The organism is Streptomyces sp. NPDC002463, assembly GCF_042889835.1.
Classification (GTDB): Bacteria; Actinomycetota; Actinomycetes; order Streptomycetales; family Streptomycetaceae; genus Streptomyces; species Streptomyces nymphaeiformis.
This window is the reverse complement of record NZ_JBIARL010000003.1, coordinates 394,202-419,766: the sequence shown is the minus strand read 5'-3', so window position 1 is coordinate 419,766 and position 25,565 is coordinate 394,202. Positions and strand designations below refer to the sequence as shown.

Annotated in this window: 20 protein-coding genes; 9 read left to right on the top strand and 11 right to left on the bottom strand. The window is 74.2% G+C overall.

Features of this window, described 5'->3' with window-relative positions; translation table 11 throughout:
* Positions 1–34 precede the first annotated feature (34 nt).
* A complete protein-coding gene (locus tag ACFYX3_RS09750) occupies positions 35–910 on the top strand; it encodes a DUF4232 domain-containing protein (RefSeq protein WP_389010362.1) in 876 nt (291 codons plus the stop codon).
* Positions 911–925: 15 nt separating this feature from the next.
* Here the strand turns inward: ACFYX3_RS09750 and ACFYX3_RS09745 are convergent, their stop codons facing one another.
* Positions 926–2,272 (bottom strand): hypothetical protein, encoded by a 1,347-nt coding sequence (locus tag ACFYX3_RS09745; RefSeq protein WP_389010359.1) that lies wholly within the window; start codon positions 2,270–2,272, stop codon positions 926–928.
* Between the two features lie 62 nt (positions 2,273–2,334).
* The gene (locus ACFYX3_RS09740; RefSeq protein WP_389010356.1) at positions 2,335–6,087 is read right to left on the bottom strand and encodes a choice-of-anchor D domain-containing protein; all 3,753 of its coding nucleotides are present in this window, start codon (positions 6,085–6,087) and stop codon (positions 2,335–2,337) included.
* A gap of 552 nt (positions 6,088–6,639) precedes the next feature.
* Here ACFYX3_RS09740 and ACFYX3_RS09735 point away from each other — a divergent pair.
* Positions 6,640–8,058: a polysaccharide lyase 6 family protein gene (locus tag ACFYX3_RS09735; RefSeq protein ID WP_389010353.1), complete on the top strand. Its 1,419-nt coding sequence runs from the start codon at positions 6,640–6,642 to the stop codon at positions 8,056–8,058.
* Between the two features lie 3 nt (positions 8,059–8,061).
* Here the strand turns inward: ACFYX3_RS09735 and ACFYX3_RS09730 are convergent, their stop codons facing one another.
* Positions 8,062–8,412 carry a DoxX family protein gene (locus ACFYX3_RS09730; protein WP_389010350.1) on the bottom strand — a complete coding sequence of 117 codons (351 nt, stop codon included), beginning with the start codon at positions 8,410–8,412 and terminating at the stop codon, positions 8,062–8,064.
* A gap of 61 nt (positions 8,413–8,473) precedes the next feature.
* Between ACFYX3_RS09730 and ACFYX3_RS09725 the strand changes: the two genes are divergently transcribed.
* Complete coding sequence (locus ACFYX3_RS09725) at positions 8,474–9,421, top strand: LysR family transcriptional regulator (protein ID WP_389010347.1); 948 nt, start codon at positions 8,474–8,476, stop codon at positions 9,419–9,421.
* Here ACFYX3_RS09725 and ACFYX3_RS09720 read toward each other — a convergent pair.
* Positions 9,372–9,713, bottom strand: coding sequence for a hypothetical protein (locus ACFYX3_RS09720; RefSeq protein WP_389010344.1), 342 nt, complete (start codon positions 9,711–9,713; stop codon positions 9,372–9,374). The two genes, ACFYX3_RS09725 and ACFYX3_RS09720, sit on opposite strands and share 50 nt — an antisense overlap.
* Positions 9,714–9,845: 132 nt before the next feature.
* Here ACFYX3_RS09720 and ACFYX3_RS09715 point away from each other — a divergent pair, with 132 nt between their 5' ends.
* On the top strand, positions 9,846–14,612 hold the full coding sequence (locus tag ACFYX3_RS09715; RefSeq protein WP_389010341.1) for a hypothetical protein: 4,767 nt from the start codon (positions 9,846–9,848) through the stop codon (positions 14,610–14,612).
* 157 nt (positions 14,613–14,769) lie between these two features.
* On the opposite strand, the gene ACFYX3_RS09710 is transcribed toward ACFYX3_RS09715, so the two are convergent.
* Both ACFYX3_RS09710 and ACFYX3_RS09705 read right to left on the bottom strand, forming a co-directional pair.
* On the bottom strand, positions 14,770–15,600 hold the full coding sequence (locus ACFYX3_RS09710; RefSeq protein ID WP_389010338.1) for a CbtA family protein: 831 nt from the start codon (positions 15,598–15,600) through the stop codon (positions 14,770–14,772).
* Positions 15,601–15,614: 14 nt separating this feature from the next.
* The gene (locus ACFYX3_RS09705) at positions 15,615–15,842 is read right to left on the bottom strand and encodes a CbtB-domain containing protein (protein ID WP_382652849.1); all 228 of its coding nucleotides are present in this window, start codon (positions 15,840–15,842) and stop codon (positions 15,615–15,617) included.
* Between the two features lie 303 nt (positions 15,843–16,145).
* On the opposite strand from ACFYX3_RS09705, the gene ACFYX3_RS09700 reads away from it, so the two are divergent.
* The gene (locus ACFYX3_RS09700; protein WP_389010335.1) at positions 16,146–16,718 is read left to right on the top strand and encodes a histidine phosphatase family protein; all 573 of its coding nucleotides are present in this window, start codon (positions 16,146–16,148) and stop codon (positions 16,716–16,718) included.
* A 10-nt stretch (positions 16,719–16,728) separates the two neighbouring features.
* Here ACFYX3_RS09700 and ACFYX3_RS09695 read toward each other — a convergent pair whose 3' ends face one another.
* The 4 genes from ACFYX3_RS09695 to ACFYX3_RS09680 all read right to left on the bottom strand — a co-directional run bounded on the left by ACFYX3_RS09695 (position 16,729) and on the right by ACFYX3_RS09680 (position 20,813).
* Positions 16,729–17,817 (bottom strand): FecCD family ABC transporter permease, encoded by a 1,089-nt coding sequence (locus ACFYX3_RS09695; RefSeq protein ID WP_376592337.1) that lies wholly within the window; start codon positions 17,815–17,817, stop codon positions 16,729–16,731.
* Positions 17,814–18,848 (bottom strand): FecCD family ABC transporter permease, encoded by a 1,035-nt coding sequence (locus tag ACFYX3_RS09690; protein WP_389010332.1) that lies wholly within the window; start codon positions 18,846–18,848, stop codon positions 17,814–17,816. Before ACFYX3_RS09690 ends, ACFYX3_RS09695 begins: the two co-directional genes overlap by 4 nt.
* 15 nt (positions 18,849–18,863) lie before the next feature.
* Positions 18,864–19,916 carry an iron-siderophore ABC transporter substrate-binding protein gene (locus ACFYX3_RS09685; protein ID WP_389010329.1) on the bottom strand — a complete coding sequence of 351 codons (1,053 nt, stop codon included), beginning with the start codon at positions 19,914–19,916 and terminating at the stop codon, positions 18,864–18,866.
* 165 nt (positions 19,917–20,081) lie between these two features.
* On the bottom strand, positions 20,082–20,813 hold the full coding sequence (locus ACFYX3_RS09680) for a hypothetical protein (protein ID WP_389010326.1): 732 nt from the start codon (positions 20,811–20,813) through the stop codon (positions 20,082–20,084).
* A gap of 240 nt (positions 20,814–21,053) precedes the next feature.
* Between ACFYX3_RS09680 and ACFYX3_RS09675 the strand changes: the two genes are divergently transcribed.
* The gene (locus tag ACFYX3_RS09675; protein ID WP_389010323.1) at positions 21,054–22,193 is read left to right on the top strand and encodes an aminotransferase class V-fold PLP-dependent enzyme; all 1,140 of its coding nucleotides are present in this window, start codon (positions 21,054–21,056) and stop codon (positions 22,191–22,193) included.
* A gap of 17 nt (positions 22,194–22,210) precedes the next feature.
* Here the strand turns inward: ACFYX3_RS09675 and ACFYX3_RS09670 are convergent, their stop codons facing one another.
* Positions 22,211–22,933 (bottom strand): beta-glucanase, encoded by a 723-nt coding sequence (locus tag ACFYX3_RS09670; protein WP_385663018.1) that lies wholly within the window; start codon positions 22,931–22,933, stop codon positions 22,211–22,213.
* 241 nt (positions 22,934–23,174) lie between these two features.
* On the opposite strand from ACFYX3_RS09670, the gene ACFYX3_RS09665 reads away from it, so the two are divergent.
* The 3 genes from ACFYX3_RS09665 to ACFYX3_RS09655 all read left to right on the top strand — a co-directional run bounded on the left by ACFYX3_RS09665 (position 23,175) and on the right by ACFYX3_RS09655 (position 25,555).
* Complete coding sequence (locus tag ACFYX3_RS09665; RefSeq protein WP_389010318.1) at positions 23,175–24,215, top strand: NAD(P)-dependent alcohol dehydrogenase; 1,041 nt, start codon at positions 23,175–23,177, stop codon at positions 24,213–24,215.
* A gap of 46 nt (positions 24,216–24,261) precedes the next feature.
* Positions 24,262–24,948, top strand: coding sequence for a hypothetical protein (locus ACFYX3_RS09660; RefSeq protein ID WP_389010315.1), 687 nt, complete (start codon positions 24,262–24,264; stop codon positions 24,946–24,948).
* Positions 24,949–25,180: 232 nt separating this feature from the next.
* Positions 25,181–25,555, top strand: coding sequence for a VOC family protein (locus ACFYX3_RS09655; protein ID WP_359516721.1), 375 nt, complete (start codon positions 25,181–25,183; stop codon positions 25,553–25,555).
* Positions 25,556–25,565: the final 10 nt, after the last annotated feature.

Here is a 25,565-nt window from a genome sequence, read left to right as displayed (position 1 = left end):
GGCGGCGGGGAGCCCGGCCTGGTCGACTACTCCCATGAGCCGAACCCGCCTCGCCCTTCCCGCCGCCCTCACCGGCCTCCTGCTCCTCACCGCCTGCGGAGCCGAGTCCCAGGGAGCCGCCGGGGGCGGCGGCGCCGCGACGACGGGCTGCGGGAAGGGGGACGACGTCTCCGCCGCTCCGGGCGATGACGGCGTCACCGTCCTCGCCACGGGCACCGGTCCCCGACCCTGCGCCGCGTACTCCCTCACCAGCCGGGAGACCGCACCCTTCACCTACACCGTCGCCCTCCAGTTCCTCTCGGAGTCGGGGCAGGCGCTCACCAGCGTCGAGGACACGGCCCCGGCCGTCGCCCCCGGGTCGACCGTGCGGCGCACCGTCACCGCGGACGCCCTCCCGCCCGGTGCGTCCGGGACCGCGCGCGTGAAGGTCGTGAGGGTGCGGAGCGTCCCGACGTCCGAGGCGCCGTCCGAGGGCGGGGTCTGCCCGCCCTCGGGCGTGCGCGTGTACGCCGACCGGGGCGACGCCGCCATGGGCCTGCGCGTCGTCGGCCTCCACCTGGAGAACTGCGGCACCGGCACGTACCGGCTCCGGGGCCACCCCCGAGTCGAGCTCCGGGACGAGGACCACGAGCCCGTCGAGGGCGTGACGGTGCTCAAGGGCGGCGAGGCCGTCGCCACGGGCACCGGAGCCGACGGCCCCGCGCTGCCGCTCGCGCTCAAGCCCGGCGAGCGGGCGTACGCCGGGCTCGTCTGGCGCAACACCGTCGAGGCCGGCACCCCGGTGAACGCCCCCTACGCGCGCGTGTGGGCGAAGCCCGGCGCCGCCCCGGTGACCGTGACCCCCGAGCTCGACCTCGGCACCACGGGCAGGCTCGGCGTCGGTCCCTGGAAGAAGGAGGGCGACCGCTGAGCCCGCGGCACCCCGTCAGGCGTACGTGAACACCCCGGCCATCCGGGTGTCCGGGTTGCTGCTCATCCCGACGATCGCGCCGCCGTCGGCACGGTTCACGCGCGCGTGCGCGCCCGCGTAGCCGTCGTCGGTGAGGAAGAAGCCGAGCGCCGCGATCCAGTCCTCCACGGTCCCGGTGGCCGGGTCGTACACGGGCTCGGGATGCGGCACGACCCGCTCCTGCGCCACATAGCCGCCGCGCTCGACCGCGAGGTCCAGGGCCTTGTGCCACTCGGCGTCGGTGCACTCCCAGCCGACGAAGGTGTCCAGACCGCCGTACCCGGCCCCGGGCTTGAGGATCAGCCGCTCCCGCCGCTCCCGGCAGAGCTCGACCAGCTCGGCCGGCTCGCCGGGACGGGAGGCGCGCAGCGCCCGGCTCCACGGCAGCACCCGGTCGACCAGGGCCCGCTCGCCGGCGTCGAAGGCCCCGGCCGACCGCGGGTCGGACAGGAGGGCGAGCGCGCTCTTGTGGGAGTAGAGGCCGCTCTCCAGTGAGGTGAACAGCACGGTCCTGCCCGCCTCGTGGGCGCGGAAGAACGGCTCCGCCACCGCCGGTCCCTCCGGATCGTCGAGCAGCTGGCTCGCCGCGAAGTTCCGGAGCACCAGGTCGAGCGGAGTGCCGTCCAGGGTGAGTTTTCCGTCGGCACGCGCGCGTACGTCGCCGATCTCGCCGATCCGCAGGTCGAGGCCCTGTTCGGCCATCGCCTCCTGGGTGGCGCGCATCAGCCGGCCGTACGGGCCGACGCCGCCGCGTCCCTCGATGAGGCCGATGACCGGTTCGGAGGAGCCGGACAGGGCGGGGCGGGCGCGGTCGCGCAGGACGGCGGCCGTCCGCGCGGCGATGTCCACATGGCCGAGGCCGTGCTCGCGCGCGAAGGCGGCGAACTCGGGGACCCGCAGCAGCGCCTGGTCGAAGACGTCCATGTCGAGGCCGCCGACCTCGCTGCCGAGGTTGAACTCCAGGAGCTTGAACGCCGTGCCGTCGTGGTACGCGTCGGCGCGGCCCAGCTTGGCGGGGACGCCGGACCCGGCCCGGCGGAGCAGAGCCACCAGCGCCGGTTCGAGCCCGATCGCCGCCGCGTACCGCTCGACGTCCCCGTCGAAGAGCCGCTCCGGCAGCGAGAGCAGGAGGTCGAACAGTCCCTCCAGGTCCCGCGCGAACGCGGCCGTCTCCGAGGCGGGGACGAACCAGGGCCGGGGCAGCAGGTGCGGGCGCCACGCCTCCTCGAAGGCCGGAGGCAGCTCGGCCCGCGCGACGGCCGTCGCCAGGCCGCCGTCCCCGCGCAGGCACCCGTCCGCGTATATCCGGCTCAGTTCGCTCATCGGTGTCGCTCGCCTCTCGTCGAAGAGATCGGGTCCGTGCTCCGAGCGGCGAGCAGGGTACCTCAGTAGCCGACGCGCACTCCCGTGACCGCATGACTGTCCGTCAAACCGCCGGTGGCGCCCGAGAATCCGACCAGGACGTTCTTGGGGAGCGTCAGCGCCACGTCGATGACCTGGGTGCCGTCGACCAGGACGATGAGGCGGCCGGCAGTGGTGACGTTCACGTCGATCACATGGCTGCCCGTACGCAGCGCGGGCACGGCCGTCGAGGTGGCCGCGTACTGGAGGGTGGTGCCCGAGCCGCCGGTCGCGACGCCCACGAAGTTCGACGACGGCTCCCCGGCGTTGCGGTACGTGTCCAGGGTGACCGCCGTGCCGGGCAGGCCGGCGAAGCCCAGGCCGCCGCCCCCGCCGCCGAGGGCGGTGGGCGTCGCACGGGACGCGTCGAGGAGCATGAGCGCGAGCCCGTCGGCGCCGGTGCCGCCCGAGAGGGTGGCGGTGAAGCGGGCCCGCAGCCGCGCGGACGGCACCGCGGTGGCCTGGACCGCCGAACCCTTCAGGTAGGCCTGGGCCGGAGTCAGGACGAGCGTGGTGCCCGAGAGGGCCGCGCTGCCGTTGTACGTCCAGCCGTTGGGGCCCGGCGGCGGCACGGCGTACGAGGAGGCGGTGATCGTCGCGCCCCGCACGGCGTGGATGTCGGTGATGCTGCCCGTCCCGCCGGTGAAGGCGAGCAGGGCGGTCGGGGTGAGCGAGGCGACCGTCGTCCGCAGCCGCTGGGTGCCGTCCACGGAGACCGTGACCGTCTTGCCGGCGACCGAGACGGCGACCGTGTGCGTGCCCGACCGCAGGTTCGGCACGGTCGTCGTCGTCGACGCGTACGTGAGGGCCGAGCCGCTGCCCCCGGTGGCGATGCCGACGAAGTTGGCGGACGGATCGCCCGTGTTCTTGAACGTGTCGAAGGCGACGGCCACGCCCGGGAGGCCGGTGTACCCGAGGCCGCCCCCGACCCCGCCGAGCGCGGACGGCGTGGTCCGCGCCGGGTCGAGCAGCGAGAACGTCATGCCGTCGGCGCCGGTGCCGCCGCCGATCACCGTGGTGAACGAGGCCTTGAGACCGTCCGTCAGGACGGGCACGGGCCAGACCGCGGAACCGCGCTGCGAGGCGCTCGCCTGGGTCACCTGGAGGTCGTCGCCGGAGATCCGCGCGGAGCCGTTCAGCTTCCAGCCGCCCGCGCCGGGCGTGGGGACGGTGACCGTGGTCCCGGCGACACCCGAGCCGGTCAGGGCCTCGTTGTGGGAACCGCTCCCGTCGTCGGAGGTCAGCTCGTAGGCGGCCGTCACCGCGCCGATGGACGTGGGGGAGAAGGTGACGGCCTGGTGGACCACGTCGTCCGGGCCGAGGACCTGGCCCTCGCTGATCGGGTTCGTGACCTGGAAGGGGGCCGCCGGAGGCTTCGCCTTGGTGATGGTGAGGGGGATGTTGCCGGTGTTGCTGATGTCGAAGGTCTTCGTCACGGACTCGCCGACCTTCACCTGGCCGAAGGCCGTCGAGGTCGGGGTGATCGTGAGCTGCGCCTTGCCCGTCACGGCGGTGCCGCTCAGAGCCACGGACACCGTGCCGTTCGTGCTGCTGACGGCGAGCGTCCCGGTGTCCTGGGCGGCCGCCGTCGGCGCGTACGCCACCTGCACGGTGACGGACTGCCGCGGCGGGACGACCGTGCCGGCGGCCGGCGGGTCGGACACGGTGAAGGGGCTGGACGGCGGGGAGACCGAGGAGATCGTCTCGTCGGCCGTCCCCGTGTTCGTGAACGTCACGCCGAGCGTCTTCCGCGTCGTCGTGGCCACCGTCCCGTAGTCGAGGGCCGCCGGGGTCGCGAGGAGGCCCGGCCGGGTCCCGTACCCGGTGAGACCGAGCGCGCTGTCACCGAGATCGGTGGCGAAGGTCAGGGACGAGGTGTCGGGCCCGGGCGAGGTCGGCGAGAACGACACCTGGACCGTGTGGGTGTCGCCCGCCCGCAGCGTACGGGGCAGCCCCGCCGACGACGCCGAGAACGCGCTGCCCGCCGGCGTGCTCACCCCCGTGATCGTCACGTCCCGCGTCGCCGTGACGGTGGCCGTCGCCGTCCCCGTCGACCCGACCGCGACCTCGCCGGCGTCCACCGGAGCACCCGTCAGAGCGGCGTTGGCGGGACGGCCGAAGGCCATCACCTTCCCGTCCCGCGTCCCCACGTACACCCGGCCGCCGTCGGTGGCCGGCACCGAGAACTTCGAGGCCGTGCCGATCGGCGCCGACCAGCGCAGCCGCATCGCCCCGTTCACGGGCACCGCGTCGTACGCGCGCAGCTGCCCGTTGGCACCGTTGGCCCCGTCCGACGCGACGGCCCACACCAGCGCCGTACCCGGATTCGTCCCCGTGGACGTCACCACGGGAGAGCCCGAGGTGTAGCCGAACGTCTGGGTGCTGCTGCCCGTGTTGGTGAGCCCGGGCAGCCCCGAGCCGGTGAGCCCGTACGCGAACGCCCGCAGCGGCCCTCGGCTGCCGATCGTGTACACGTAACCGCCCTGCCCGCCGTACACCGCGGGATGCCCCCACACGCCCTCGTACGGACCGAAGGTGCCCAGCACCCTGTCCGTGCCGCCGGGGCCCTGGCTCCGGCCGCCGAGGTCGTCCCGGTCGAGCAGGAACAGCCGCCCGTCCTTGCCGATCTGGACGAGGAGCCGCGGATACCGGCTGGTCCCGAAGAGCGGCTCGGGGAGCGCGACCGGGCCGCCCGAGCCGAGGTCGGTGTCGTTCTGGTCGAGCACCGGCGCGTCGGACGGGCTGAAGAAGTCCTGCGCCGACATCGTGCCGTCGCTGTTCACCCCGAGCCGGACCACCGACTCCGCGAGCTGCCCCGGCGGCTGGTTGCCGGGGCCGGGCGCGGGGGAGACCCCGTTGCCCGTCGAGAAAACGATCCGGCCGGGACCGTCGGAGACCAGACCGCCCCCGCTCATCCAGATCCCCGCCATGCCGTTGGCGGAGGAGTCCTCGGTGGCCCAGAGCGTCGTCTTCCGGGTCGACGTGTTCACGCCCATGACGTAGCCCACGTACGGGCCGCGGTCGCAGTACGAGGCGAACGCCGCGTACACCGAACCGCCCATCAGGAGCAGCCCCGGCCGCTGCGCCGCGGTGTACGGGTTGAACGCCCGGCCCGGGTCGTTCACCGGCGCGCCCGCCACCTTCACGGGCCAGCCGGCGCGCTCGGCGCCCGTCGCCGGGTCGAGCGCGTGCACGTACCAGTTGGGATGCTGGGCGTCGGCGCCGTCGTTCACCTTGGCCGTGAGGTACACGGCGTTGCTCGCCGGGTCGTACACCGGCGTCGAGGTGACCCCGATGTTCGGCACCAGGTCACCGCAGTTGATGGTGGCGGCGGGCCAGGGGGCGCCGAAGTCCTTCGTCCAGCCGACCGCGCCGGTGGCGGCGTCGATCCCGTACACCTTGTTGTTCTCGGTGGCCGCGACCAGGGTGCGCCCCACGACCAGCGGCTGCGCGTAGACCTGGCCGTCGACGCTCGTGGAGAACTGCAGGCCGAAGTCCGAACTGGAGACCTGGTCGGGCGCGAGCCCCGGCTCGTCCCGGTCCCAGCCGGTGCGCAGATCGTCCTGGGAGATCGTCGTCTGGTCCGCGGAGGGCGCCAGGGGGAGCGCGGCGGCGACGGCGGCGTCCGGCGGCCCGGGGTCGGCGGGGACCGCGGTCCCCGCGGCCGTCCCCCCGAGGAGGCCCACCGTGAGCGACATCGTCAGCAGTCGGGCGATCGCCCTGCGTCGGCCGGCCATCTCTCCCCCTTCGGGTGGGCGCACGAGGACGAAGACCGGGACGCTCCGCCGGCCTCATCGTGAACCGGCCGTCTCGCGCGAACGTCATGATGTCCGGTTCCGCCGCGCAGGTCCACCCGATCGGAGGGCGGCCCGAACGGCCTCCCGACGGTCCGTCACGTCCGGGGGCGTTAGCGGAACGTGAGCGAGACGTGAGCGGCGCTCGGCAAGGTGGTGCGTGTCAGCAGGCCAGGGAGGCGTGACCACCCGCCCGGGAGGCCTGCCGACGCGTTCCGAGGCACAGACCGGAACGCGCAGCACCGAGGCGGGCGCCGTTGCGGCCGTCGTCCTGACGGGAGCCGTCGTGGGGGTGGCGCCGGCCGGGACACGTCCGGGCCGCCGGGGAGGCGGCCGTCCGAACCGGCCCTGACCGGTCGGGGCACGGGACGGGCCGTGGGGGCCCGCCCCGCGTCCCGGCGGGTCAGGGCCCCTCGGCGTCCCCGCTGCCAGGACGACCCCCCCCTGGTGCCAGGACCACCCAGAACGACGACCACCCCACCTCCAGGAGGCATCATGCGACGACGTACCTTCCTCAAGGGCTCGCTGCTGGGCGCGGCGGCCGCCGCGGTCCCGCTCGACACCCTGTTCGCCACCGGCGCCTCGGCGGCCGAACCGGCGCCGGTCACCTCGCTGAGCGCGCTGCAGAGCGCGATCGACCGGGCGGTCCCCGGCGACCGGATCGTCGTCGCCGACGGCACGTACACCGTCCCCTCGGGCGGCGCCATCGACGTCTCGGGACGCAGCGGCATCACGATCGTCTCGCAGACCCGCGGCGGCGCCGTCCTCCAGGGCGAGCGCAGCTTCGTCCTCGACGGCGCGAGCGCGGTCACCATCAGCGGATTCGCCCTCCGGCAGAGCGGCACACTGGAGATCCCGGCCGGCACCACGGGCATCCGGCTGACCCGCAACGACATCCGGTTCGCGGACGTGGACGGCCTCGACTGGGTCCTCGTGGAGGGCGACGACGCCAAGATCGACCGGAACCACTTCCACGACCGCACCACCCAGGGCATCTTCCTCGTCGTCGACGGCCCCGGCACGACCGCCATCGCCCAGCGCCTCCACGTCTTCAAGAACCACTTCTCCGACCACCGTTACGCGGGCGCCAACGGCGGCGAGTCGATCCGGCTCGGCGTGAGCAGCCGCGCCCTCTCCGACGCCGACGCGACCGTGGAGTACAACCTCTTCGAGCGGTGCGACGGAGACCCCGAGGCCATCTCGGTGAAGTCCTCCGGCAACACCATCCGGTACAACACGGTCCGCGACAGCCAGGGCGGCATCGTGCTCCGCCACGGCAACGGCACCACCGTCGACGGCAACTGGCTGCTCGGCGGCAAGGAGGGCATCCGCCTCTACGGCAACGACCACCTCGTCGTCAACAACCACCTCGCAGGGCTCACCGGCCGCGCCCTGGTGATCGGCAGCGGCACCACGCGCGACCACCACGAGGGCGAGACCACCGAGGAGCGGCGCGGCAACGACGCCTGCGACCGCGCGGTGATCGTGCACAACACCCTGCGCGCCAACAAGAGTTCCCTCTCCGGCGAGACCCGCACCTACGAGCCGCGCGACGTGGTCGTGGCCGACAACCTCCTCGTCGGGGACAGCGGCAGCCTCGTCGCGATGGGAGCGACCACCGGCTTCACCTGGCAGAGCAACATCCTCTGGGGCGCGGCCTCCAACGGCACGATCCCCGCAGGCGGTTACACCCGCGTCGACCCGCGCCTCGTGCCCTCGTCCGACGGAATCCTCCGCCTCGCGGCCGACAGCCCCGCGATCGGCGCCGCGACGCTCACCACGATCCCGGTCCCCGAGGACATCGACGGCCACACCCGCGGCACGGCCCGGGACGTCGGCGCCGACGAGTACTCGACCCTGCCCCCGGTCCGCCGCCCCCTCACCTCCACGGACGTGGGCCCGAACGCCTCCTGACCCCTAGCGCGTCGCGGCGAGGACGAGGGAGCCGGTCGCCAGGGCCAGGAACACCGCCGGGAAGGCGATGTTGTGGAGGACGCGGGTCCGGACGTGCACCGCGACCGCGCCGAGGAAGAACAGGACCAGTCCGACGGCGGCAGCGAGGCCGATGGGGCGGGCGCCCAGGAGGCCGAGCAGAAGCCCCGCGGCGCCCGCGGCCTTCAAGGTCGCGAGCCAGGGGATCCAGCGCTCGGGCACGCCCACCTCGGCCGAGTTGGCGAGGACGAAGCGGGCCCGGGCGAAGTCCGCGGCGGCGACGCCGGCGTTGGCGGCGACGGTGAGCAGGGTGACCGAGGTGGAGGTGAGGGACATGTCCTCAAGGCTTCCCACGCGTCGTCTTGGCGTCCAATACCCACATCCATAACCTGGCGGCATGGATGTGGACACCCGGCTCCTGCGGTACTTCGTCGCCGTCGCGGAGGAAGGCAGCATCACGCGCGCGGCGGAGCGGCTGTACGTCTCGCAGCCCGCGCTGACCAAGCAGATCAAGCACCTGGAGGCGCAGCTCGGCGCCCGGCTCTTCACCCGCTCCAAGGCCGGGACGACCCTCACCGAACCCGGCCGGGTGCTCGCCGAGCGGGCGCCCCGGCTGCTCGCGGACCTGGGCCGTGCGCTCCAGGAGGTGAAGGCCGCCGTGGGCCGGGAGGAACGGGTCCTGCGCGTGGGCTACCTGGCGAGCGCCGCCAACGAGTCCACCCGTCCCATCGTCGAGGAGTTCACGCGCCGCAGGCCCGACTGGCGGGTGGCGATGCGGCAGGCGGCCTGGTCCGACCCCACGGCCGGGCTCGCCGCCGGTGACGTCGACGTAGCCCTCGTACGGCTGCCCTTCCCCGGCCAGGAGCACCTGCGGGTGGACGTCCTGCTGACCGAACCCCGCTGGGTCGCGCTCCCCGTCGACCACCGGCTCGCCGGCCGCGAGACGATCGCGTTCGAGGAGCTCCTGGACGAGCCGTTCGTCGCCGCCCCCGCCGAGACGGGCGCCTGGCGGGACTTCTGGCTCGCGGCCGACGCGCGCGGCGGCCGGCCCGCCCGCATCGGGGCCGTCGTCGACCAGCCCGACGACTGGCTCAGCGCGATCGACCAGGGCCAGGGCATCGCCCTCGCCCCGGAGTCGGCCGCCCGCTTCTACGGCCGCCCCGGCATCGTCTACCGACCCGTCACCGGCATCGAACCGACCCGCGTCGGCGTCGCCCGCACCCCCGCCGCCGACACGGACCCGGCGGTACGGGACTTCGTCCGCTGCTGCACGCACATCCGTGACGCGGACACGGTCAGTCCCACACCTGGTAGTAGTCGCTGGACCAGTCGGTGGGCACGGTGAAGCCGAAGTCGTACAGCTCTCCCGAGCAGCCGGAGCGCGCGTAGCCGGTGACCGCGACGGTTCCCTTCCACCACCAACCGGACAGGTAGTTGTCGGTCGCGGGGGTGTTGAAGCAGTGGCTGGCCGGCTGGCCGTCCTGGTTGTGGCCCGAGACCAGGACCGAGTAGGTGTCACCGCGGTCGTCGCTGAAGAGGATCTGCTGGCCGTTGGTGCCCGCGGAGGCGGGTGAGGCCGCGAAGGCGAGGGCGGCCAGCGCCCCCGCCACGGAGAGGGCGGAACGGATCTTTGACATGGCGGCGATCGTGGCAGGCCGCGGACACGGAGGCGCGGCTTCCGGGCCGTCCGGGCATCTCCGGGACGTCCCGGGACGTCACAACACCCGCCGCCCAGGGCGCTGTCAGTGGCGCGTGCGACGATCCAAGGCATGATCGTCTCGCTGGATGCCCTGCTGCCCGCCACCGGTACGCACGTGTCGACCACCTACGCCGACTGGGTCGCCGCCCACGACCCGGCCGCGGTCGAGGCCGCGCGTGCGCTGGTCCAGGACATGGGGGCCGAGATCAACCGGTCCTGGACGAAGCCCGGTGCCGTCGTCGACGCGATGGCGCGGCGTGCGCGGCAGCTGCCGCCGGAGCACCTGCCCTGGTTCTGGGACACGGTGGGGCACCGCCTGATCGGTTACGGAAGCAGGCCGGGCGGCCGGGCCTACGCGGCGGCGCGAGCGGCCGAGGCCCAGCACGGACTGCCGGTCGATCCCGCCTACCGCCGGGCCAACGGGCTGCTGTTCGCCAAGGGCGGGGCCATGCCCGCCAAGGAGTTCGGCGCCCATCAGCGGTTCCTCGCCGAGACGCTGGAGCCCGCCGCGGCGCACACCGCCCTGGAGGCCTTCCTCACCGCGTGGGCGGCCTCGCCCGCCGACCTCCCGGCCGACCTCGTGCGCCGCGTACGGGCCTCCGCCAAGACGGCCGGACTCGGGGACGCGGAGGTCGCCCGGCTCGTCGGCACGATCCTGTCCGCCACCCGGAAGAAGTCCGTGCCGGACGCCCTGCTGACGGCGGCCGAGCCGATCCTGACGGCCCGTCCGCCGACGGACGCGATCGCCGCCGGCCTGGTGGAGGTCTTCCCCGACGGGGCCACCGACGGCGGCGCGTGGCTGCGGCTGCTCATCGGCTGCGGCGCGACCGCCGCGATGGAGGCCGGCCGGGTCGTGCCGGAGGGCGGGCTGCACGCCTGGCTGGGCGGGTTCGTCCGCATGTACCAGTACGCCCTGCAGTCCGGCGGCGGAGTCGGGCGCCAGCCGCTCCCCGCGGAACTCCTCGACCTCATCGGCCGGTTGGGGCCGCGCCTGCGGGCCGAGGGCACGCCGGTCACCCTGCACACCACCCGTCACCACTACCAGGGCTTCGACGCCGACGTCCTCGACGCCTGCCTGGCCGCCGGGGTCGCGGTCGCCGACCCGGGCCCGGACATCCGGATGCGCTTCTGGGGCGAGAAGTCCCGTCGCGACCTCGCCGCGCTCGCCGCCGACCCCGTGTTCGGCCCCCGCCTGGAGGGCACCGTGCACGCGGACCTGCTGCCGAGCCGGCACAGGGCGCGCGGCCGGCAGCCCGGATCGGCGGTGACGCTCCTCCCCGGCAACGAAGGCATCGCCCACGAGGTCGCCGGACGGGTCGGCAGGCTCGTCGACATCGTCGGGGGCGGCGGCATGGCCGGCGCCGAGGAGTCCGTGGCCGAGCTGGAGATCCTCCTCGACCGCCCGACCGTGACGGCGCTCGGAGGGATCGCCGACGCGCTCGGCGCGACGAGCGCGGCGGGTGCCCTGCGCCGCTCGCTCGCGGCCGGCCTCCCGGAGGAACTGGTCTGGCCCGCCCTGGAGTCGGTGTACGAGGAGTTCGCAGCGGAAGCGGAAGGAGAAGACGAAGCGGACGCCGAGGACGACTCCGACGGCCCCGCATCCGTCCCGGGCGTGACCGGCGTCGCCGGGGTCACCTGCACCTGGCCGGTGCTCACCGTGTTCGGGACCGACCGGGCGGTCGCCGTCGACCCGGACGGGGTCCGGGGCTCCTGTCGGTTCACCGTGCCGGAGGACGCGACGATGTACGCCGTCCACTACGTCGGCGGATCCTTCCTCGTCAGCTGGACCGTCAAGCCCGACCCCTACTTCTGCGACACCGCCCACTGGGCGGACCGGCCGGACGAGCCGTTCACCCCGGACGAGCCGGGCGGCCTCGTGCCGTTCGGCGGGAAGCTGGACGGGGCCTACGGCTTCCAGTTCGAGACCGCCGACGGCGGAGGACGGCACGGCGGTCTGCGCGCGCTGCGCCCCGGCGGCACGGAGGGCATCGACGGGAACGAGCTGCAGCTCGGCGACGGCACCCGGATCTGGACCAACGGCGTGTACCGGCGTCGCCCCTGGGAGCTGGTGGACCCGGTCACCGGAGAGTCGCGGGGCGGCGCCGACGTGCCCGACTTCCCCGGCCGCCCCGCGAGCGCGGACCCGGCGACGGAACCCTCCGAGGAGGGCATGGCCCTGGCCGTGGAGGCCCTCCATCTCGCACCGCTGCCCGCCGGACTGGCCGACTCCCCGCTCGGCAGCAGGGACGGACTCGTCGGGACCCGGATCCTGTTCCGCACCCCCCACCGCGACCCCGCGGCCGACGAGTACCTGGTGCAGAGCATCGACGGGCGCACGGCCCGGTTCTCCATCGACCGCCAGGGGCAGAAGCCCTGGGCCCTGTGGGCGCCGCCGGAGGGAGCCGTGGAGGACGTCGTCCTCGCCGACGCCGAGACACGCACGGGCGTCCGCGCGTACACCGCGGACGGCGTCCTGCTGTGGGAGCTGGACGGACACCACTCGCCCCGGCACCCCCGCGTGAAGCCGCCCCGGCGCGTCACCCCCTCCAGCGGCGTGGCCCTGCCCCCGGCCTTCTGGTACCTGCTCCGGACCCGGGACGCCGCCGGGTCGCGGGCGCTGCGGACCGTGAGCCGGGAGACGGCGGACGCACTCCTCAAGGCTGCGTCCGGCGGCACAGCGGCGCTCCGCGAGGCCGTGGCACGGGAACTGCCCGACGTCACCGCCCCCGTCCTCGCCGAGGCCGTCGTCGCGGTGGCCGAGCGGGCCGCCAGGGTCGAGGAGCACCGGCGCGCCCTTCACCGGCGGGTCACCCTCCTCGCCGAGGCGCCGCCCGTGCGGCTCCGCCGGTCCGCCCCGGACACCGAGCTCGTCCCCGCCCTGCGCGGGCTCGTCGAGACCGGCGAGCCCGACGCCTGGCGGCGAACCCCCGACGTGGCCCTGCCGGCGACGCTGACCGCGCTCGCCGCCGACGGCGCCTTCCTGGCCGGGACGATCGTCGAAGAGGTGCGCCGGCTCTCGCCGCCCGCCCCGCCGCACGACTGGTCGCAGCTCCTCGGCTCGATCGACGCCGTCGCCTGGCGGGCGGTGGTGGCGCCGACCCCCGACACCGAACGGACCGCTCTCCTCGCGCTCCTGGACACCTGGGCGGACCAGCCGTTCGCCCGCGCGGGCAGCCGCTGGTGGGCGGGGCGGACGTCCGTCCCCGCGCTCGTGGACCTCCTGCGCACGGGCGGCACGGCCGTCGCGTCCGCGGCCGTGCGGGACCGCGACGCGGAGCGCTGGTTCGTCGCGCCGGTCGCCGGGAACGCGCACACCGACCCGGTCCCGGACGTGGCCACCGAGGTGCGGTACGTGCGCGTGGAGCGCGACGACGCCGAGCGGCTGCGCGCCCTCGTGGCGGCCGTCGACACCCACGGCCCGCTCGCCCTGCCGGAGTCCGCGGCCGCGCGCTTCGCCGAACTGACCGGCGTACGAAAGGCCGTGGCCCGGCTCGTCGTCGCCGGATTCGTCGGCCGGGACGGCCGGGACGAGGACCGTGCCCTCGTACGCAAGGCCCCCTACAAGGCGAGCGCGCTGACGGCAGAGACGTACGAACGGCTGCGCACCCGGCTCGGTGGCGCGGGCCGGAGGGCCGTCCTGGCCGCCGCCCTGCCCGACGACCCGGCCGAGCTGTGGCAGCCGGGCGGACTCGTCGCCGCCGTGGAACGGATGGCCGGGGCGTGGCGGGAGCTCCTCGGGGTCCAGCCCGCCGTGCACGACGAGACGGCCGACGCCCTGGAAGCCGACCTCGGCCTCGCCGACGTGTGGGCCCGGCGCCTCGCCGGCGGCTACGGCGCCGCCGAGGACGCGACCGTGCCCGCGGCCGGCTGGGAACTGGAGGGGAACCCGCACGGCCTGGGCGTGGAGGTCAGGGCCGTGCCGCCGGCCGGACCCGAGCTGCCCTACCGGACCCCCGTGGGGCTCCCGCTCACGGAGATCGCGAGCGCCCTCGTCTGGGCCTGGACGGACCGGCCCGTCGGCGACCCCGCCCTGGCCGGCGCAGCGGACCTGTACGAGCGGCTCCGTGCCGAACTCGACCGCCCGGAACTGCTCCTGGGCCTCCCCGGCGGCCGCGTCAAGGACACGTCGGCGAGGATCGCCGAGCGGTTCGGGCCCGAGCGACTCCCCGTGGCCGGGCACCCCGAGGAGCGGCCCGATCGCGTCAGCGCCTACGACTCCGGGTCCCTCGTGGTGTGCGCCCCCGGCGGAGCCTCCTTCCTCCGCCCCGCGGCCGTCACCGACCCGGAGACCTGGCGGAAGCTCCGCGAGATCACGGACCTCGCGGAGGAACTGGACCGTGTGGAACCGCTCCTCGCCGGCGGCGGACTCGACCGCATGATGCGCCGCGCCGGGTCCGGAGCCGTAGCGTCCGGCGCATACGAAGCCGACCCCCGTCAGTCCTGCCCGGAGCTCGTCGCCCGGGCGGCGGCGAAGCTCGGCGTGGGCGAGGACGCGGCCGCCCTGTACCTCCAGCTGGCGACCCTCGCCGCACCCACCGACCGGAACGTACGGCGGTGGAACGGCTGGTCGACCAAGCGGCACGCCGAGGTCCGGGCGGAACTTCTCCCCACCGGCGCGGTCCTGGAGGCCAAGCGCGCACGGGCCGGCCGGACCCTGTTCCTGCCCGGCGACTGGACCGAGCTCAAGGCCCCGCACCTTCCCCTGGAGACCGTGAAACTGACGAGCCACCAGGTGCGGCCGATGTGGGACAACCGGATCCGCTCCCCGTTCCTGCGGGTGCTGCCGACGGCACCCCTCCACGAGATGTTCGAGGAGGCCTGGGCACGCGGCATGTGACGGACGGACGCCTCACCGGCCGGCCCACGCCCGTGGCGCGCTCCGAGAGGAAGCGGAGGCGCCGGCCGGCCGGTGCCTCTCCGACGCCGTCACGCCGACGACGCTGCCCCGCCCACCGGGGTGGTGGACGGGGCAGCGTCGTCGGAAGGAACGCCGGTCAGCCGGCGGCGGCCCCGACCTGGACCTCCGGGCCGACGGCGTCCGCCCGGGGTGCGAGCACCTTCTGCGCGAAGACGCCGAAGGCGATCCCGAACACCGCCCACAGCACGGCCTGGACGGCCAGGGAGGCGAGCCGGAAGTCCCAGAGCAGCCCGGCGGGGAAGCCCGCCGCGACCGAGTCCTCGTTGCCGGGCAGGACGGCGAAGGCGACCGCCGTCACGGCGACGAAGCCGGCCCCGGCCGCCAGGGTCGCGTTCCAGTTCCCCAGGCGCGGCGCGAGCCGGCGCCCGGCGATCAGGGCGGCGACCCCGAGCAGCACGCTGAGCAGGATCATCAGGAAGAACAGGGTGGTGCGCTTCCCGATGGTGTCCGGGTTGCCGACGGCCGGCGGCGTCGCCGGGTACTTGAGGAACGGCACCAGGTAGACGGTGGTGAACGCGGCGGCGGCGGTGAGCGCCGCCGTCGCCCGGGGGCTGAAGCGGCCGATGCGGCCCAGCGCGAACGAGAACGCCAGCGAGGCGATGCCGCCGAGCGCCACCCCGTAGACGAGGACGCCGGTGGCGAGGCCGAAGGTCGACTGGGTGGAGCGGCTGAACCCCTCCTCCTCCTCCTCCTCGGTGGACTCCACGGCGACGGTTCCGCCGCCGTGGCCCGCGTGCGACCCGTGGCCGGCCGGGGCTTCCCCGGCGGCCTTGGCCTCCTCCACGGCGATCGCTCCGTTGACGGACGGCTCACCCACCGCGTAGGCCACGGCGAAGGCGAACAGCCCGGCGATCAGGCCGGCCAGCATGCCGCGGACCAGCAGGGATCGGACAGTTGAGGCGTGCATGTGCGGAGAGCCCCTCAGTGGCAGGGGAAGCCGAGCAGGTGGCGCCCGTCGTGCACCCACTCGTGCACGTCGGAGCCCGCAAACACGGAGAGGGCGCCCTGCTCGGCGCCGACGAAGTAGAGCGCGATCAGCGCGAGGAGCCCGACGAAGAACGCCCAGGGCAGCACCGCGCGAACCGGCAGCGGAGCCGGTACGGCGACGGACGGGGTGGAAACAGCAGCGGAGACGACTGCCTCGGCCATGATGGAACCTCCTGTGGGAACTCGCGTCCCAGACGGTGGTGCAGGACGACGGTCCACGGGTCTGACTCCCCGTGACGTCCCAGGGGGACGCCGCGGCATACAGTGGCGCGACCGTGCCGGATTCTCACCGGACTTCCGTCTCGCCGTCGTCACGCTGTTCAAATGTCGCCTGACGGTACCGCGCGCGGGGGCCGCCGCCAAGGGCGTGAGGCCTGGATCACCTTCGCGCGCCCCCGGGTAGAGTCCCGCGCACCGCACCCGCCACAGCACGCTCCCGCATTCCGCCCGTCGCAAAGGAACCCGATGACCCTCAGGTTGACGCTGATCTCGCCCGCGACGAGCGAAGCGCTCCGCGAGGTCCGGTTCGACGACGACGGGCCGCTCGACCCGGCGGGCATCGCCCGCGCCGAGGCCGTCGCGTCCGCCGTCGACCCGTCCCCGCGCGCGTACACCTCGCCGTCCCCGCGCTGCCGGGGCACGGCCCGGGCCCTCGGTCTGCGTGCGGAGCCCCTGGACGAACTCGCCGGCTGTGCCATGGGCCGCTGGCGCGGGCAGACGCTGGCGGCCGTGGCCGCCGCCGAGGAGGCCGGGGTCGCCGCCTGGCTGTCCGACCCGGCGGCGGCCCCGCACGGCGGGGAGTCCCTGCGGGACCTGCGCGTCCGGGTCGGCGCCTGGCTCGACGGCCTCACGACCGGCTCCGGCCGCGTCACCGCCGTCGCCGAACCGGACGTGATCCGGGCCGCGATGGTCCACGCCCTCGCCGCACCGGACGTGACGGCCTGGCGTCTGGACGTCCGCCCCCTGACCGCCGTCCACTTCACCGGCCGCGCCGGCCGCTGGAACCTGCGCGCGGGGGAGTCGCTCGAACAGCAGTAGGGGGAACCGCTCAGGCCGGGCGCTTCCACTCCCGCAGCAGGAGGTAGCCGAGGTACGCCCCTCCGACGGCCATGGTGTACAGGCCGACCGGCAGGTTGTCGAAGAGCGGCAACTGCTGGGCGGTGAGGTCGGCGAGGACCAGGAGCAGGGCGCCGAGCAGCGTCGACATGACCAGGTGCGGGCCGCCGCCGCGGGTGACCCGCTTGGCGATCTGCGGCGCCGTCAGGGAGACGAAGGCGATCGGTCCGGCGACGCTCACGGCGCCGGCGGACAGGACGATCGACAGCGAGACCGCGGCGGTCGCCGTACGGGCCGGGCGGGCGCCCAGGCCGGTCGACAGGTCGTCGCCCATCTCGACGATGCTCAGGGGCCGGGCGAGGAGCGCCGCGAGCGGCAGGCACACGAGCAGCACCAGCCAGATCGTCGTCGCGTCCTCCCACGATCGGGCGGCGAGGCTTCCGTTGATGTACGCGGTCAGCGCGCTCGCCTTGTCCCGCTCGACGGCGTAGACCACGTACTGGGTGAGGGCGGTGGACATCGCCGCCACACCGATGCCGGCCACGACGAGCCGCCCGGGGTTGCGGAATCCCGACCCCGTGGAGAAGTAGACGACCGCCATGGCGATCACGGCACCGAGCAGCGCGCCGACGGGCACCGGCACGACGTCCGGGAAGAACAGCGCGGCGGCCGCCGCGCCCGCCCCGGAACCCGCGCCCAGTCCGATGACGTCGGGGCTGCCCAGGGGGTTGCGGGTGACCGACTGGAAGAGGGCACCGGACAGGCCGAAGGCCGCGCCGGTGGCGATGGCGACGACGAGGCGCGGGCCGCGCAGCCGGTTCAGCACGAAGGCGTTCTTGCCGGTGGCCTCGCCCATGAGCGCCGACGGAAGGTCGGCCGGGTCGATGCCGAGCCGCCCCAGGGAGAGGGTCGCCACGGCCGCCCCGAGGAGCAGCAGCAGCGTCACCGCGGCGGCGATCGCGGTACGGCGCCGCACCGGGACGGCCACCCACGGGCCGATCCGCACGAGGCTCCGGCCCGTGGGGCGCCCGGGCCGTGACGCCGTCACGGCCGGGGTGTCGATCCGCTCGGCGGTCTTCATGCCGCTCCTCTCATACGACGGACGGCGAAGAGCAGCGCGGGGGCGCCCACGAACGCGGTGACGACGCCGACCATGAGCTCCTGCGGGCGGAGCAGCACGCGCCCGATGACGTCGGCGAACAGCAGCAGGGTGGGCCCCGCGAGCGAGGTGAAGAGGATCTGCAGCCGGAAGTCGGCGCCCACGAGCACCCGGACGAGGTGCGGGACGGCGAGTCCGACGAAGGCGATCGGGCCGACGGCGGCCGTCGCGGCGGCGCTGAGCAGGGTCGCCGCGAGGAGACCGGCGCCCTTGACGCGGGCGGGGCTGATGCCGAGCGACGCGGCCTTGTCGTCGCCCATCGCCATGGCGTTGAGCCCCGGCGCGAGGAGGACGGCGAGGGCGAAGCCGGCGGCGGCGAACGGCAGGACCGCCCAGAAGGCGTCGAACCCGCGCCCGCCGAGCGAGCCCACGACCCAGTAGCGGTACGTGTCGAAGACCTGCGGCCGGGACAGCGCGACGGCCTGGATGAACGCGGCGAGGACGGCGGAGAGCACCGCACCGGCGAGCACCAGGCGGACCGGTCCGCTGCCGCCGCCGGCCGTGCCGATGAGGTGGACGACCACACCGGTCGCCAGGGCGCCGGCGAGGGCCCACCAGATGGTCTCGCGCTGCCCGGAGGCGCCGAGGAACGCCGTCGCGGCGACGATGGCGGCGGACGCGCCCGCGTTGATGCCGAGAAGTCCCGGCTCGGCGAGCGGATTACGGGTGATGCCCTGCATCAGCGTGCCGGCGGCGCCCAGGCAGAGGCCCGCGAGCAGCCCGAGCGCGGTGCGCGGATAGCGGCTCTCGACGACCGTGCGGACATAGCCGTCGCCGTCACCGGTGACGACCCGGAGGACGTCGGCCGCGGACGTCGGCTTGCTGCCGAACATCACGCTGGCGAGGACCGCGAGCGCGAGCAGGATCAGACACAGCGCGCCGGCTGCGAAGTGCCGGGCAGGGCCCCGCCGTACGACGGCGGGGCCCTGCCCGGTCCGGGAGAGAGTGGTCACGCCGGGAACCCGCCGCTACTTCCCGGCCTTGGCGACGGCCTTGTCGATCATCGGCAGGTACCGCTCGATGCTGTACGGCACGGTCAGCGGGTTGATCATCGACGAGGCGGTGACGAAGGGCTGGTCGTTGCTGTGGACGAGCGCGCCCTTCTTGACCGCGGGGATGGCCGCGTACAGCGGCTGCGCCTCGATCTCCTTGCGGGACTTGTCGTCCGTGTAGAAGGTGAAGGCGATGTCGCTCTTGGAGAGCTTGTTGGCGTTCTCCAGGCCGATGAGGGCGGAGTCGGTGCCCTCGGTCTCCTTGAAGGTGTTCACGACCGGGTCGACCTTGAGGCCCAGCTTGGAGACCATCGCGACGCGCTGCTCCTCGGGCTTGAAGACGCCGAGGGTGCCGGGGCCGGTGTTGTAGATGTACGAGAACGTGACGTTCTTGTAGTTCGGGCGCGAGGCGGCGGCGTCGGCGAGCTGCTTGTCGATCTTGGCGGTGAGTTCCTCGGCCTTCTCCGGCTGACCGAGCGCCTTGGCGACGATGTCGATCTGCTGGTCCCAGTCGGTGCTCCACGCCTTGTCGGGGTAGGCGACGGTGGGCGCGATGTCCTTGAGGAGGTCGTACTGCTTCTGCGTGATGCCCGACCAGGGGGCGAGGATGACGTCGGGCTCGAGCTCGGTGATGGCCTCGATGTCGAGCTCCTCGCCGCCGTCGAACTGCTTGGGCAGCGTGGCGCCGGCCTTCTTCACCGCGTCGTGGATCCAGGGCAGGTAGCCGGTCTTGTCACTGCCCCAGGGGTAGCTCTCGATGCCGACGGGGACGTTGCCCAGGGCGATGGCCGTCTCGGCCGACCCCTGGCCCAGGGTGACGACGCGCTTGGGCTTCTCCTTGATGACGGCCTCGCCGAGCGCGCTCTTGATGGTGACGGGGAACGCCCCCGCCGGAGCCTTGGCCGCGGAGTCCTTCGCGTCGTCCTTTTTGTCGTCCGAGCCGCACCCGGTCACCATGAGGCCGAGCGAGACCGCGGCGGCACCCGCCACGAGAACGCGGCGGCGGAAGGGGGTGAACACAGAAGGCATGGCGGATCCTTGTCTCCGGGCAGAGGTGTGCTGACGCCCCGCACCGATGCCCTCCGGGCAGGGGAATGCCGGGGCAGCGGCCATCGCGAGGCGCTTGTTAGGTGAGCCTAACCTATCCTCGCCTGGCCTGGAGTGCCAGGGCCCGACCGCCCCGATGAGGAGGCGTCAGCCCGACGCCTCCCACGCCGTCGTCAGGCCGTCCAGCCACGCCGGCGGCAGCTCCGCGGCGTCCCACTCCACGTGCAGGTCCGCCGGTGCCGTGGCGAGCCGTTCGAGGACGGCGACGCTGGTGGGGGAGTGGATCAGGGAGTACCGGCCGTGGATCGCGATCGCGCTGCCCGGCCCGTACTCGGCGTACAGCCGCTCCAGGCGCGCGCGGTGGTCCGAGGTGAACTCCGTCAGCCGGCCCGCGTACCCCGCCCGCTGACGCGAACTCATCGTGCCGAGCAGAGCCCGCAGCACCTGCTCGGTGACCTCCGGATCGAGGTCGGAGACATCGGCGAAGGACAGGTAGAGCGGAGTGACCGCCACCTTCGTCCGCTCCAGCTCGGTCCGCCCGACGGGCGGGCGGTCGTCCGGGGACGCGGCCGACGGATCCGCGGCCACGGCATGCCTCAGCGCCCGCTCGGAGACCGCGCCCAGCGCCTCCGTGACCGCCCGTGCCCCGTCCAGCCAGGCGGCCGCGTACGGCTCGCCCCTCCCGTCGGGCGCGCTCCGCCCGGCCGCGCCCACCTCCTCGTACGCGAGGGCCAGCGCGCCCGCCTCGACGAACCCGATCAGCTCCTCCGCGTCGCCGGACCAGACGCCCGCCCGGGCGAGGAGCTGGAGCAGCGTCCTCTTCGCGTTGAGGACACTCGCCTCGTCCAGCTGCTGCCGTCCTTCTCCGGCGGTGCTCACAAGGTCCTCCTCGTCGTAGGAACGGCGCCGTACGCGACCACGCGGAACGCTCCGTTCGAGCCTACGCAACACCCGTCGTCCCGACGCACCCTTCCCCCCTGTGCCGCGCGCGTCGACGGCGGACGGCCGACACGCGAAAGGGGTGCGCGACCGGCCACGGACCTGGATCATCGATCAGGTGACCTATTCCGACATCCGCACCCGCGCCGTCCCCGCCCGCACCGCCGCAGGCGAGGTCCGATGAGCACGCCGGCCGGCTTCCCCGGCGGCCCCGAGCTGTTCCGGCTCAGCCCGGACGTGGCCCACCTCAACCACGGCTCCTTCGGAGCCGTCCCCACCCCGGTCGCCCGGCTCCACCAGGAGCTCGCGGCCGAGGTGGCGGCCGACCCCGACGCCTTCTTCCTGAGCGTCCCCGACCGCGTCGCCGAGGCCCGCGGGCGCGTCGCCGCCCACCTGGGTGCCGACCCCGAGGGGATCGCCTTCGTCACCAACGCCACCGAGGCGGCCCAACTCGCCCTGGACGCGCTGGGCCTGGACGCCGACGACGAGGTCCTGGTCACCGACCACGGCTACGGCACGGTCGTCGCGGCGGCGGCCCGCCGCGCCCGGACGGTCACCGTCGCCCTCGACCCCACCCTGCCGGACGAGGACGCGGTGCGCGAGGCGGTGATCGCCGGGCTCACCCCCAGGACCAAGGTGGCGGTCCTCGACCACATCAGCTCGCCCACCGCCCGGACCGTCGCCGGCCCCCGGCTGCTCGCCGAACTCCGCGAGCGCGGCGTCACCACCGTCGTCGACGGAGCCCACGCCCCCGGCATGCTCGCCGAACCGCTCGCCGGAGAGCCCGACTTCTGGTTCGGAAACCTGCACAAATGGGCGTACGCCCCGCCGGGCAGCGCCGTCCTGGCCGTGGCTCCCGCGTACCGGGAGCGGGTGGCCGCGCCCGTGCGCTCCTGGGAGGACGAGCGGGGCTTCCCGCGCGCGGTCGAGTACCGCGCCACCGCCGACTACACCGGCTGGCTCGCCGCCCCCGAAGGCCTCGGCCTGATCGCCGGGCTCGGCGCCGCACGCGTCCGCGCCCACAACAGCGAACTCGCGCGCCACGGAGCCGAGTTGCTGGCGGGCATTCCCGGCCTGACCCCGCTCCCGTACACCGAGGGCCTCGCCATGCGCTCCCTGCGCCTGCCGCGAAGCCTGGCCCGTACGCAGCAGGAGGCGACCGCGCTGCGCGAGGAGATCGCCGCCCGGCTCGGCTGCCGGGTGCTGATCTGGCCCTGGCCGGACGGCGGCGGCATCCGGATCTGCGCGCAGATCTACAACCGGGCCGAGGAGTACGAACGCCTCGTCGCCGGCCTGCGCACCCTGCTCGCGGACGGCTGAGCGGGTACGAGGGCCGTTCAGTCCCGGTACACGCGCAGCTCCGCCACCTCGTACGACATCTCCGACGCGTCCGGGTCGGGTGCCGGGTGGTACCGGCCCGCGCAGACCGAGAGGTTCACGATGAGGTGGGCCTTCCAGGAACGCCCCACCCCCCGGCGGTCGTCGAAGGCGCGGGCGCCGTTCACCCACCACACCACGGAGCGCGCCCCGAACTCGACCCGCAGGTCCACCCATGCCCCGGGCCGGACGGCGGGGTCCCGGAAGTAGTGGTACCGCCCCCGCACCCGGTTCGACAGCTCCAGGAGGTCCGGGTTGTCGGGGTGGTACTCGAAGACGTCGATCTCCTGGCCGCCGTCGAGCCAGGTCCAGATCGCCGGCCAGGCGCCCGTCTCCTCGGGCAGCCGCACCCGGGCCTCCAGGACGTCGCCCGCCCGAACCAGGAACCCCTCGGCGCTGCCCTCGGTCGTGAGCAGCCCGGCGTCCCAGAGGCCGTCGGGTCTGCGGGTGGCCCGGAACGTCCCCGTCCGGCTGTACGAGGGGTCCTCCACCAGATAGTCGAGCTTGTTGTCGCCGGTGTTCGTCGGCCCGCCGTCGGGATAGGCCCACGAGTGGCCGGCGGACCACTGCTCGGTGGAGGAGAAGTCCGCTTCGAGGACGAGGTTCGCGGGGGTCGACGCCGGACCGCCCCGACCGGAGCCGTCGCCACCCCGCCGGAATCGGTCGAAGAACTCGTTGAGCACGGCACCACTCCTTTCGCGCGGGCCTTCCGTCGACCCACGGGAGAGCTGCCCACCTTGCCGCGCGCGGATGCGAAGAGGGGGCGATTGGCGACAAAACGCCACCTGAGGGTGGACGTGTTCGACGCCCGGCGTCGAAGGCCTCACCAGGACGGCGGCACTCGAACACACCCCTCGGGGGGTACGTATCAACGCCGCCGGCCCCGGCCGCGGGGGCCGCAGAGACACCCGAGAGGACTCCTTCATGAAGGCACTCCAGTACCGCACCGTGGGCGCCCCGCCCGAGGTCGTCACCGTCCCCGACCCGGAACCCGGCCCCGGGCAGGTGCTGCTCCGGGTCACCGCCGCCGGCGTCTGCCACTCCGACATCGCCGTGATGAGCTGGTCCGCCGACCAGCTGCCGTTCCCGCTGCCCCTGACCCTCGGTCACGAGGGCGTCGGCACCGTCGCCGCCCTCGGCCCCGGCGCCGAGGGCTTCGCCGTCGGCGACCCCGTCGCCGTGTACGGCCCCTGGGGCTGCGGCGCCTGCTTCATGTGCGCCCAGGGCAAGGAGAACTACTGCCTCCGGGCCGCGGAGCTCGGGATCAGGCCGCCCGGGCTCGGCGCGCCCGGCGCCATCGCCGAGTACATGATCGTCGACAGCGCGCGCCACCTGGTGCCGCTCGGCGGCCTCGACCCGGTGCGGGCCGTCCCGCTCACGGACGCGGGTCTCACCCCGTACCACGCCATCAAGCGCTCGCTGCCGAAGCTCGTCCCCGGCAGCACCGCCGTCGTCATCGGCACCGGCGGCCTCGGTCACGTCGCCATCCAGCTGCTGCGCGCCATGACCGCGGCCCGCGTGGTCGCCCTGGACGTCACCGAGGAGAAGCTCGCGCTCGCCCGGACCGTCGGCGCGCACGACGCGGTCCTGTCCGACGCGGCCGCCGCCGCCACGGTCCGCGAGGCCACCGGCGGCCGCGGCGCGGAGGTGGTCCTCGACTTCGTGGGTGCGCAGCCGACGGTCACGGCCGCCGGCGCGATGGCCGCGGTGGAGGGCGACGTCACCATCGTCGGGCTCGGCGGCGGCGCCCTGCCCGTCGGCTTCGGCGCCGTGCCGTACGAGGTCTCCGTCACCTCACCGTACTGGGGGACCCGCGCCGAGCTGATCGAGGTGCTCGACCTGGCCCGGACCGGTGCCGTCGACGTCCACGTCGAGACGTACGGCCTGGACGAGGCTCCGGAGGCGTACGAGCGGCTGCACGCGGGACGGGTCAACGGCCGGGCGGTCATCCTTCCGAACGGCTGATCCACCGAGGACGCAACGATCTTCACCGGGGCTCGTTGACCACGCCATGAAGAACGCCGATACCGGGCGACGCGCCCGACTCCTCGCCTCGACCGTCGCCGTCCTCCTGCTGGGTGCCATGGGGGCGCCGAGCACGTACGCGAGCCCCGACACGCAGGACTGTCCGGCGGCCGAGATCTTCGCGACCGACAACACCGCGATCATCACGGACCCCGACGACCCGCGGCTCGACACCCGCCTCGTCCGCTTCGGCCACGAGGTGCGGCAGGTCATCCGCGCCCACGGCGCACGGCCGGGCGCCTCGGAGCTGCTCGACGGCGTCTTCTGGTCCGAGGAGCTGAAGCAGGCGACGTACGAGCGGTCCCGCGAGTTCGACGTCGAGAGGGTCGGCCGCGACGGGCTCCACCACATCGCGGGCGTCATCGCGAAGCAGTACGACCAGGAGGCCGTCCTCACCTTCCGCTGCCTGCCGCGCACGTCGCCGGAGACCGACGCGGTGGAGATCGAGGTCCCCGGGGTCCGCGTGAGCAGCCTGCGCGAGGCGCTCGTCGCGGACCCGGAGGCCCGCGACAAGCTCGGCGGCGGCTCCGTCACCCTCGACGGACGCCTCGTCCTCGTGGCTCCGGTCGACGACCTCCCGCTGGCCCGGAGCTTCACGACGGCCCTCGGCGCCGACTGGGACCAGGCCCAGGTGCGGTACGGGGACCGGGAGTTCGTGACCGGGGCGGAGTGACCCGTACGGCGTGACCGGGCGGCCCGCCTTGTCCCGGCGAGGGGCGATCGAGTAGCGTCGCCGGTCATGAACACCGGACCGGCTTCACGCCACGCACAGACGGGTCGTCCGGTGGACGACTGATCGCCCGGCGGGTGCGCGACACGCACCCCGACGGTTCGGCACGTGGACCCCCCAGTGCACCGGCACTGCGAGTCCCTCCCCACACCGAATCGACAGCGAGGTCATCCACATGGCGGTCACGTTCAACCACACCATCATCGCGTCCGAGAACCGCGACGAATCCGCGCGGTTCTTCCGCGAGTTGCTGGAACTCCCCGAGGCGCCGTCCTGGGGTCCCTTCCTCAACATCCAGCTCACCGACGGCGTCCTGCTCCAGTTCGCCGAACCCCCGGTGGACATCCAGATGCAGCACTACGCCTTCATGGTCGACGACGAACTGTTCGACCGGGCGTACCAGCGCCTGTGCGACGGCGGCATCGAGCACTGGGCCGATCCGCAGATGCGGCGCCCCGGCGAGACCAACACCGAACACGGCGGTCGCGGGGTCTACTTCAAGGACCCCTCCGGCCACGCGATCGAGCTGATCACCCGGCCGTACCTGTAGGCCGGCCCAC

Excerpts from the sequence above, each read along its gene's own strand:
- ACFYX3_RS09750 (WP_389010362.1), top strand. The coding sequence starts at position 35 with ATGAGCCGAACCCGCCTCGCCCTTCCCGCCGCCCTCACCGGCCTCCTG.
- ACFYX3_RS09745 (WP_389010359.1), bottom strand. The coding sequence starts at position 2,272 with ATGAGCGAACTGAGCCGGATATACGCGGACGGGTGCCTGCGCGGGGAC.
- ACFYX3_RS09740 (WP_389010356.1), bottom strand. The coding sequence starts at position 6,087 with ATGGCCGGCCGACGCAGGGCGATCGCCCGACTGCTGACGATGTCGCTC.
- ACFYX3_RS09735 (WP_389010353.1), top strand. The coding sequence starts at position 6,640 with ATGCGACGACGTACCTTCCTCAAGGGCTCGCTGCTGGGCGCGGCGGCC.
- ACFYX3_RS09730 (WP_389010350.1), bottom strand. The coding sequence starts at position 8,412 with ATGTCCCTCACCTCCACCTCGGTCACCCTGCTCACCGTCGCCGCCAAC.
- ACFYX3_RS09725 (WP_389010347.1), top strand. The coding sequence starts at position 8,474 with ATGGATGTGGACACCCGGCTCCTGCGGTACTTCGTCGCCGTCGCGGAG.
- ACFYX3_RS09720 (WP_389010344.1), bottom strand. The coding sequence starts at position 9,713 with ATGTCAAAGATCCGTTCCGCCCTCTCCGTGGCGGGGGCGCTGGCCGCC.
- ACFYX3_RS09715 (WP_389010341.1), top strand. The coding sequence starts at position 9,846 with ATGATCGTCTCGCTGGATGCCCTGCTGCCCGCCACCGGTACGCACGTG.
- ACFYX3_RS09710 (WP_389010338.1), bottom strand. The coding sequence starts at position 15,600 with ATGCACGCCTCAACTGTCCGATCCCTGCTGGTCCGCGGCATGCTGGCC.
- ACFYX3_RS09705 (WP_382652849.1), bottom strand. The coding sequence starts at position 15,842 with ATGGCCGAGGCAGTCGTCTCCGCTGCTGTTTCCACCCCGTCCGTCGCC.
- ACFYX3_RS09700 (WP_389010335.1), top strand. The coding sequence starts at position 16,146 with ATGACCCTCAGGTTGACGCTGATCTCGCCCGCGACGAGCGAAGCGCTC.
- ACFYX3_RS09695 (WP_376592337.1), bottom strand. The coding sequence starts at position 17,817 with ATGAAGACCGCCGAGCGGATCGACACCCCGGCCGTGACGGCGTCACGG.
- ACFYX3_RS09685 (WP_389010329.1), bottom strand. The coding sequence starts at position 19,916 with ATGCCTTCTGTGTTCACCCCCTTCCGCCGCCGCGTTCTCGTGGCGGGT.
- ACFYX3_RS09675 (WP_389010323.1), top strand. The coding sequence starts at position 21,054 with ATGAGCACGCCGGCCGGCTTCCCCGGCGGCCCCGAGCTGTTCCGGCTC.
- ACFYX3_RS09665 (WP_389010318.1), top strand. The coding sequence starts at position 23,175 with ATGAAGGCACTCCAGTACCGCACCGTGGGCGCCCCGCCCGAGGTCGTC.
- ACFYX3_RS09660 (WP_389010315.1), top strand. The coding sequence starts at position 24,262 with ATGAAGAACGCCGATACCGGGCGACGCGCCCGACTCCTCGCCTCGACC.
- ACFYX3_RS09655 (WP_359516721.1), top strand. The coding sequence starts at position 25,181 with ATGGCGGTCACGTTCAACCACACCATCATCGCGTCCGAGAACCGCGAC.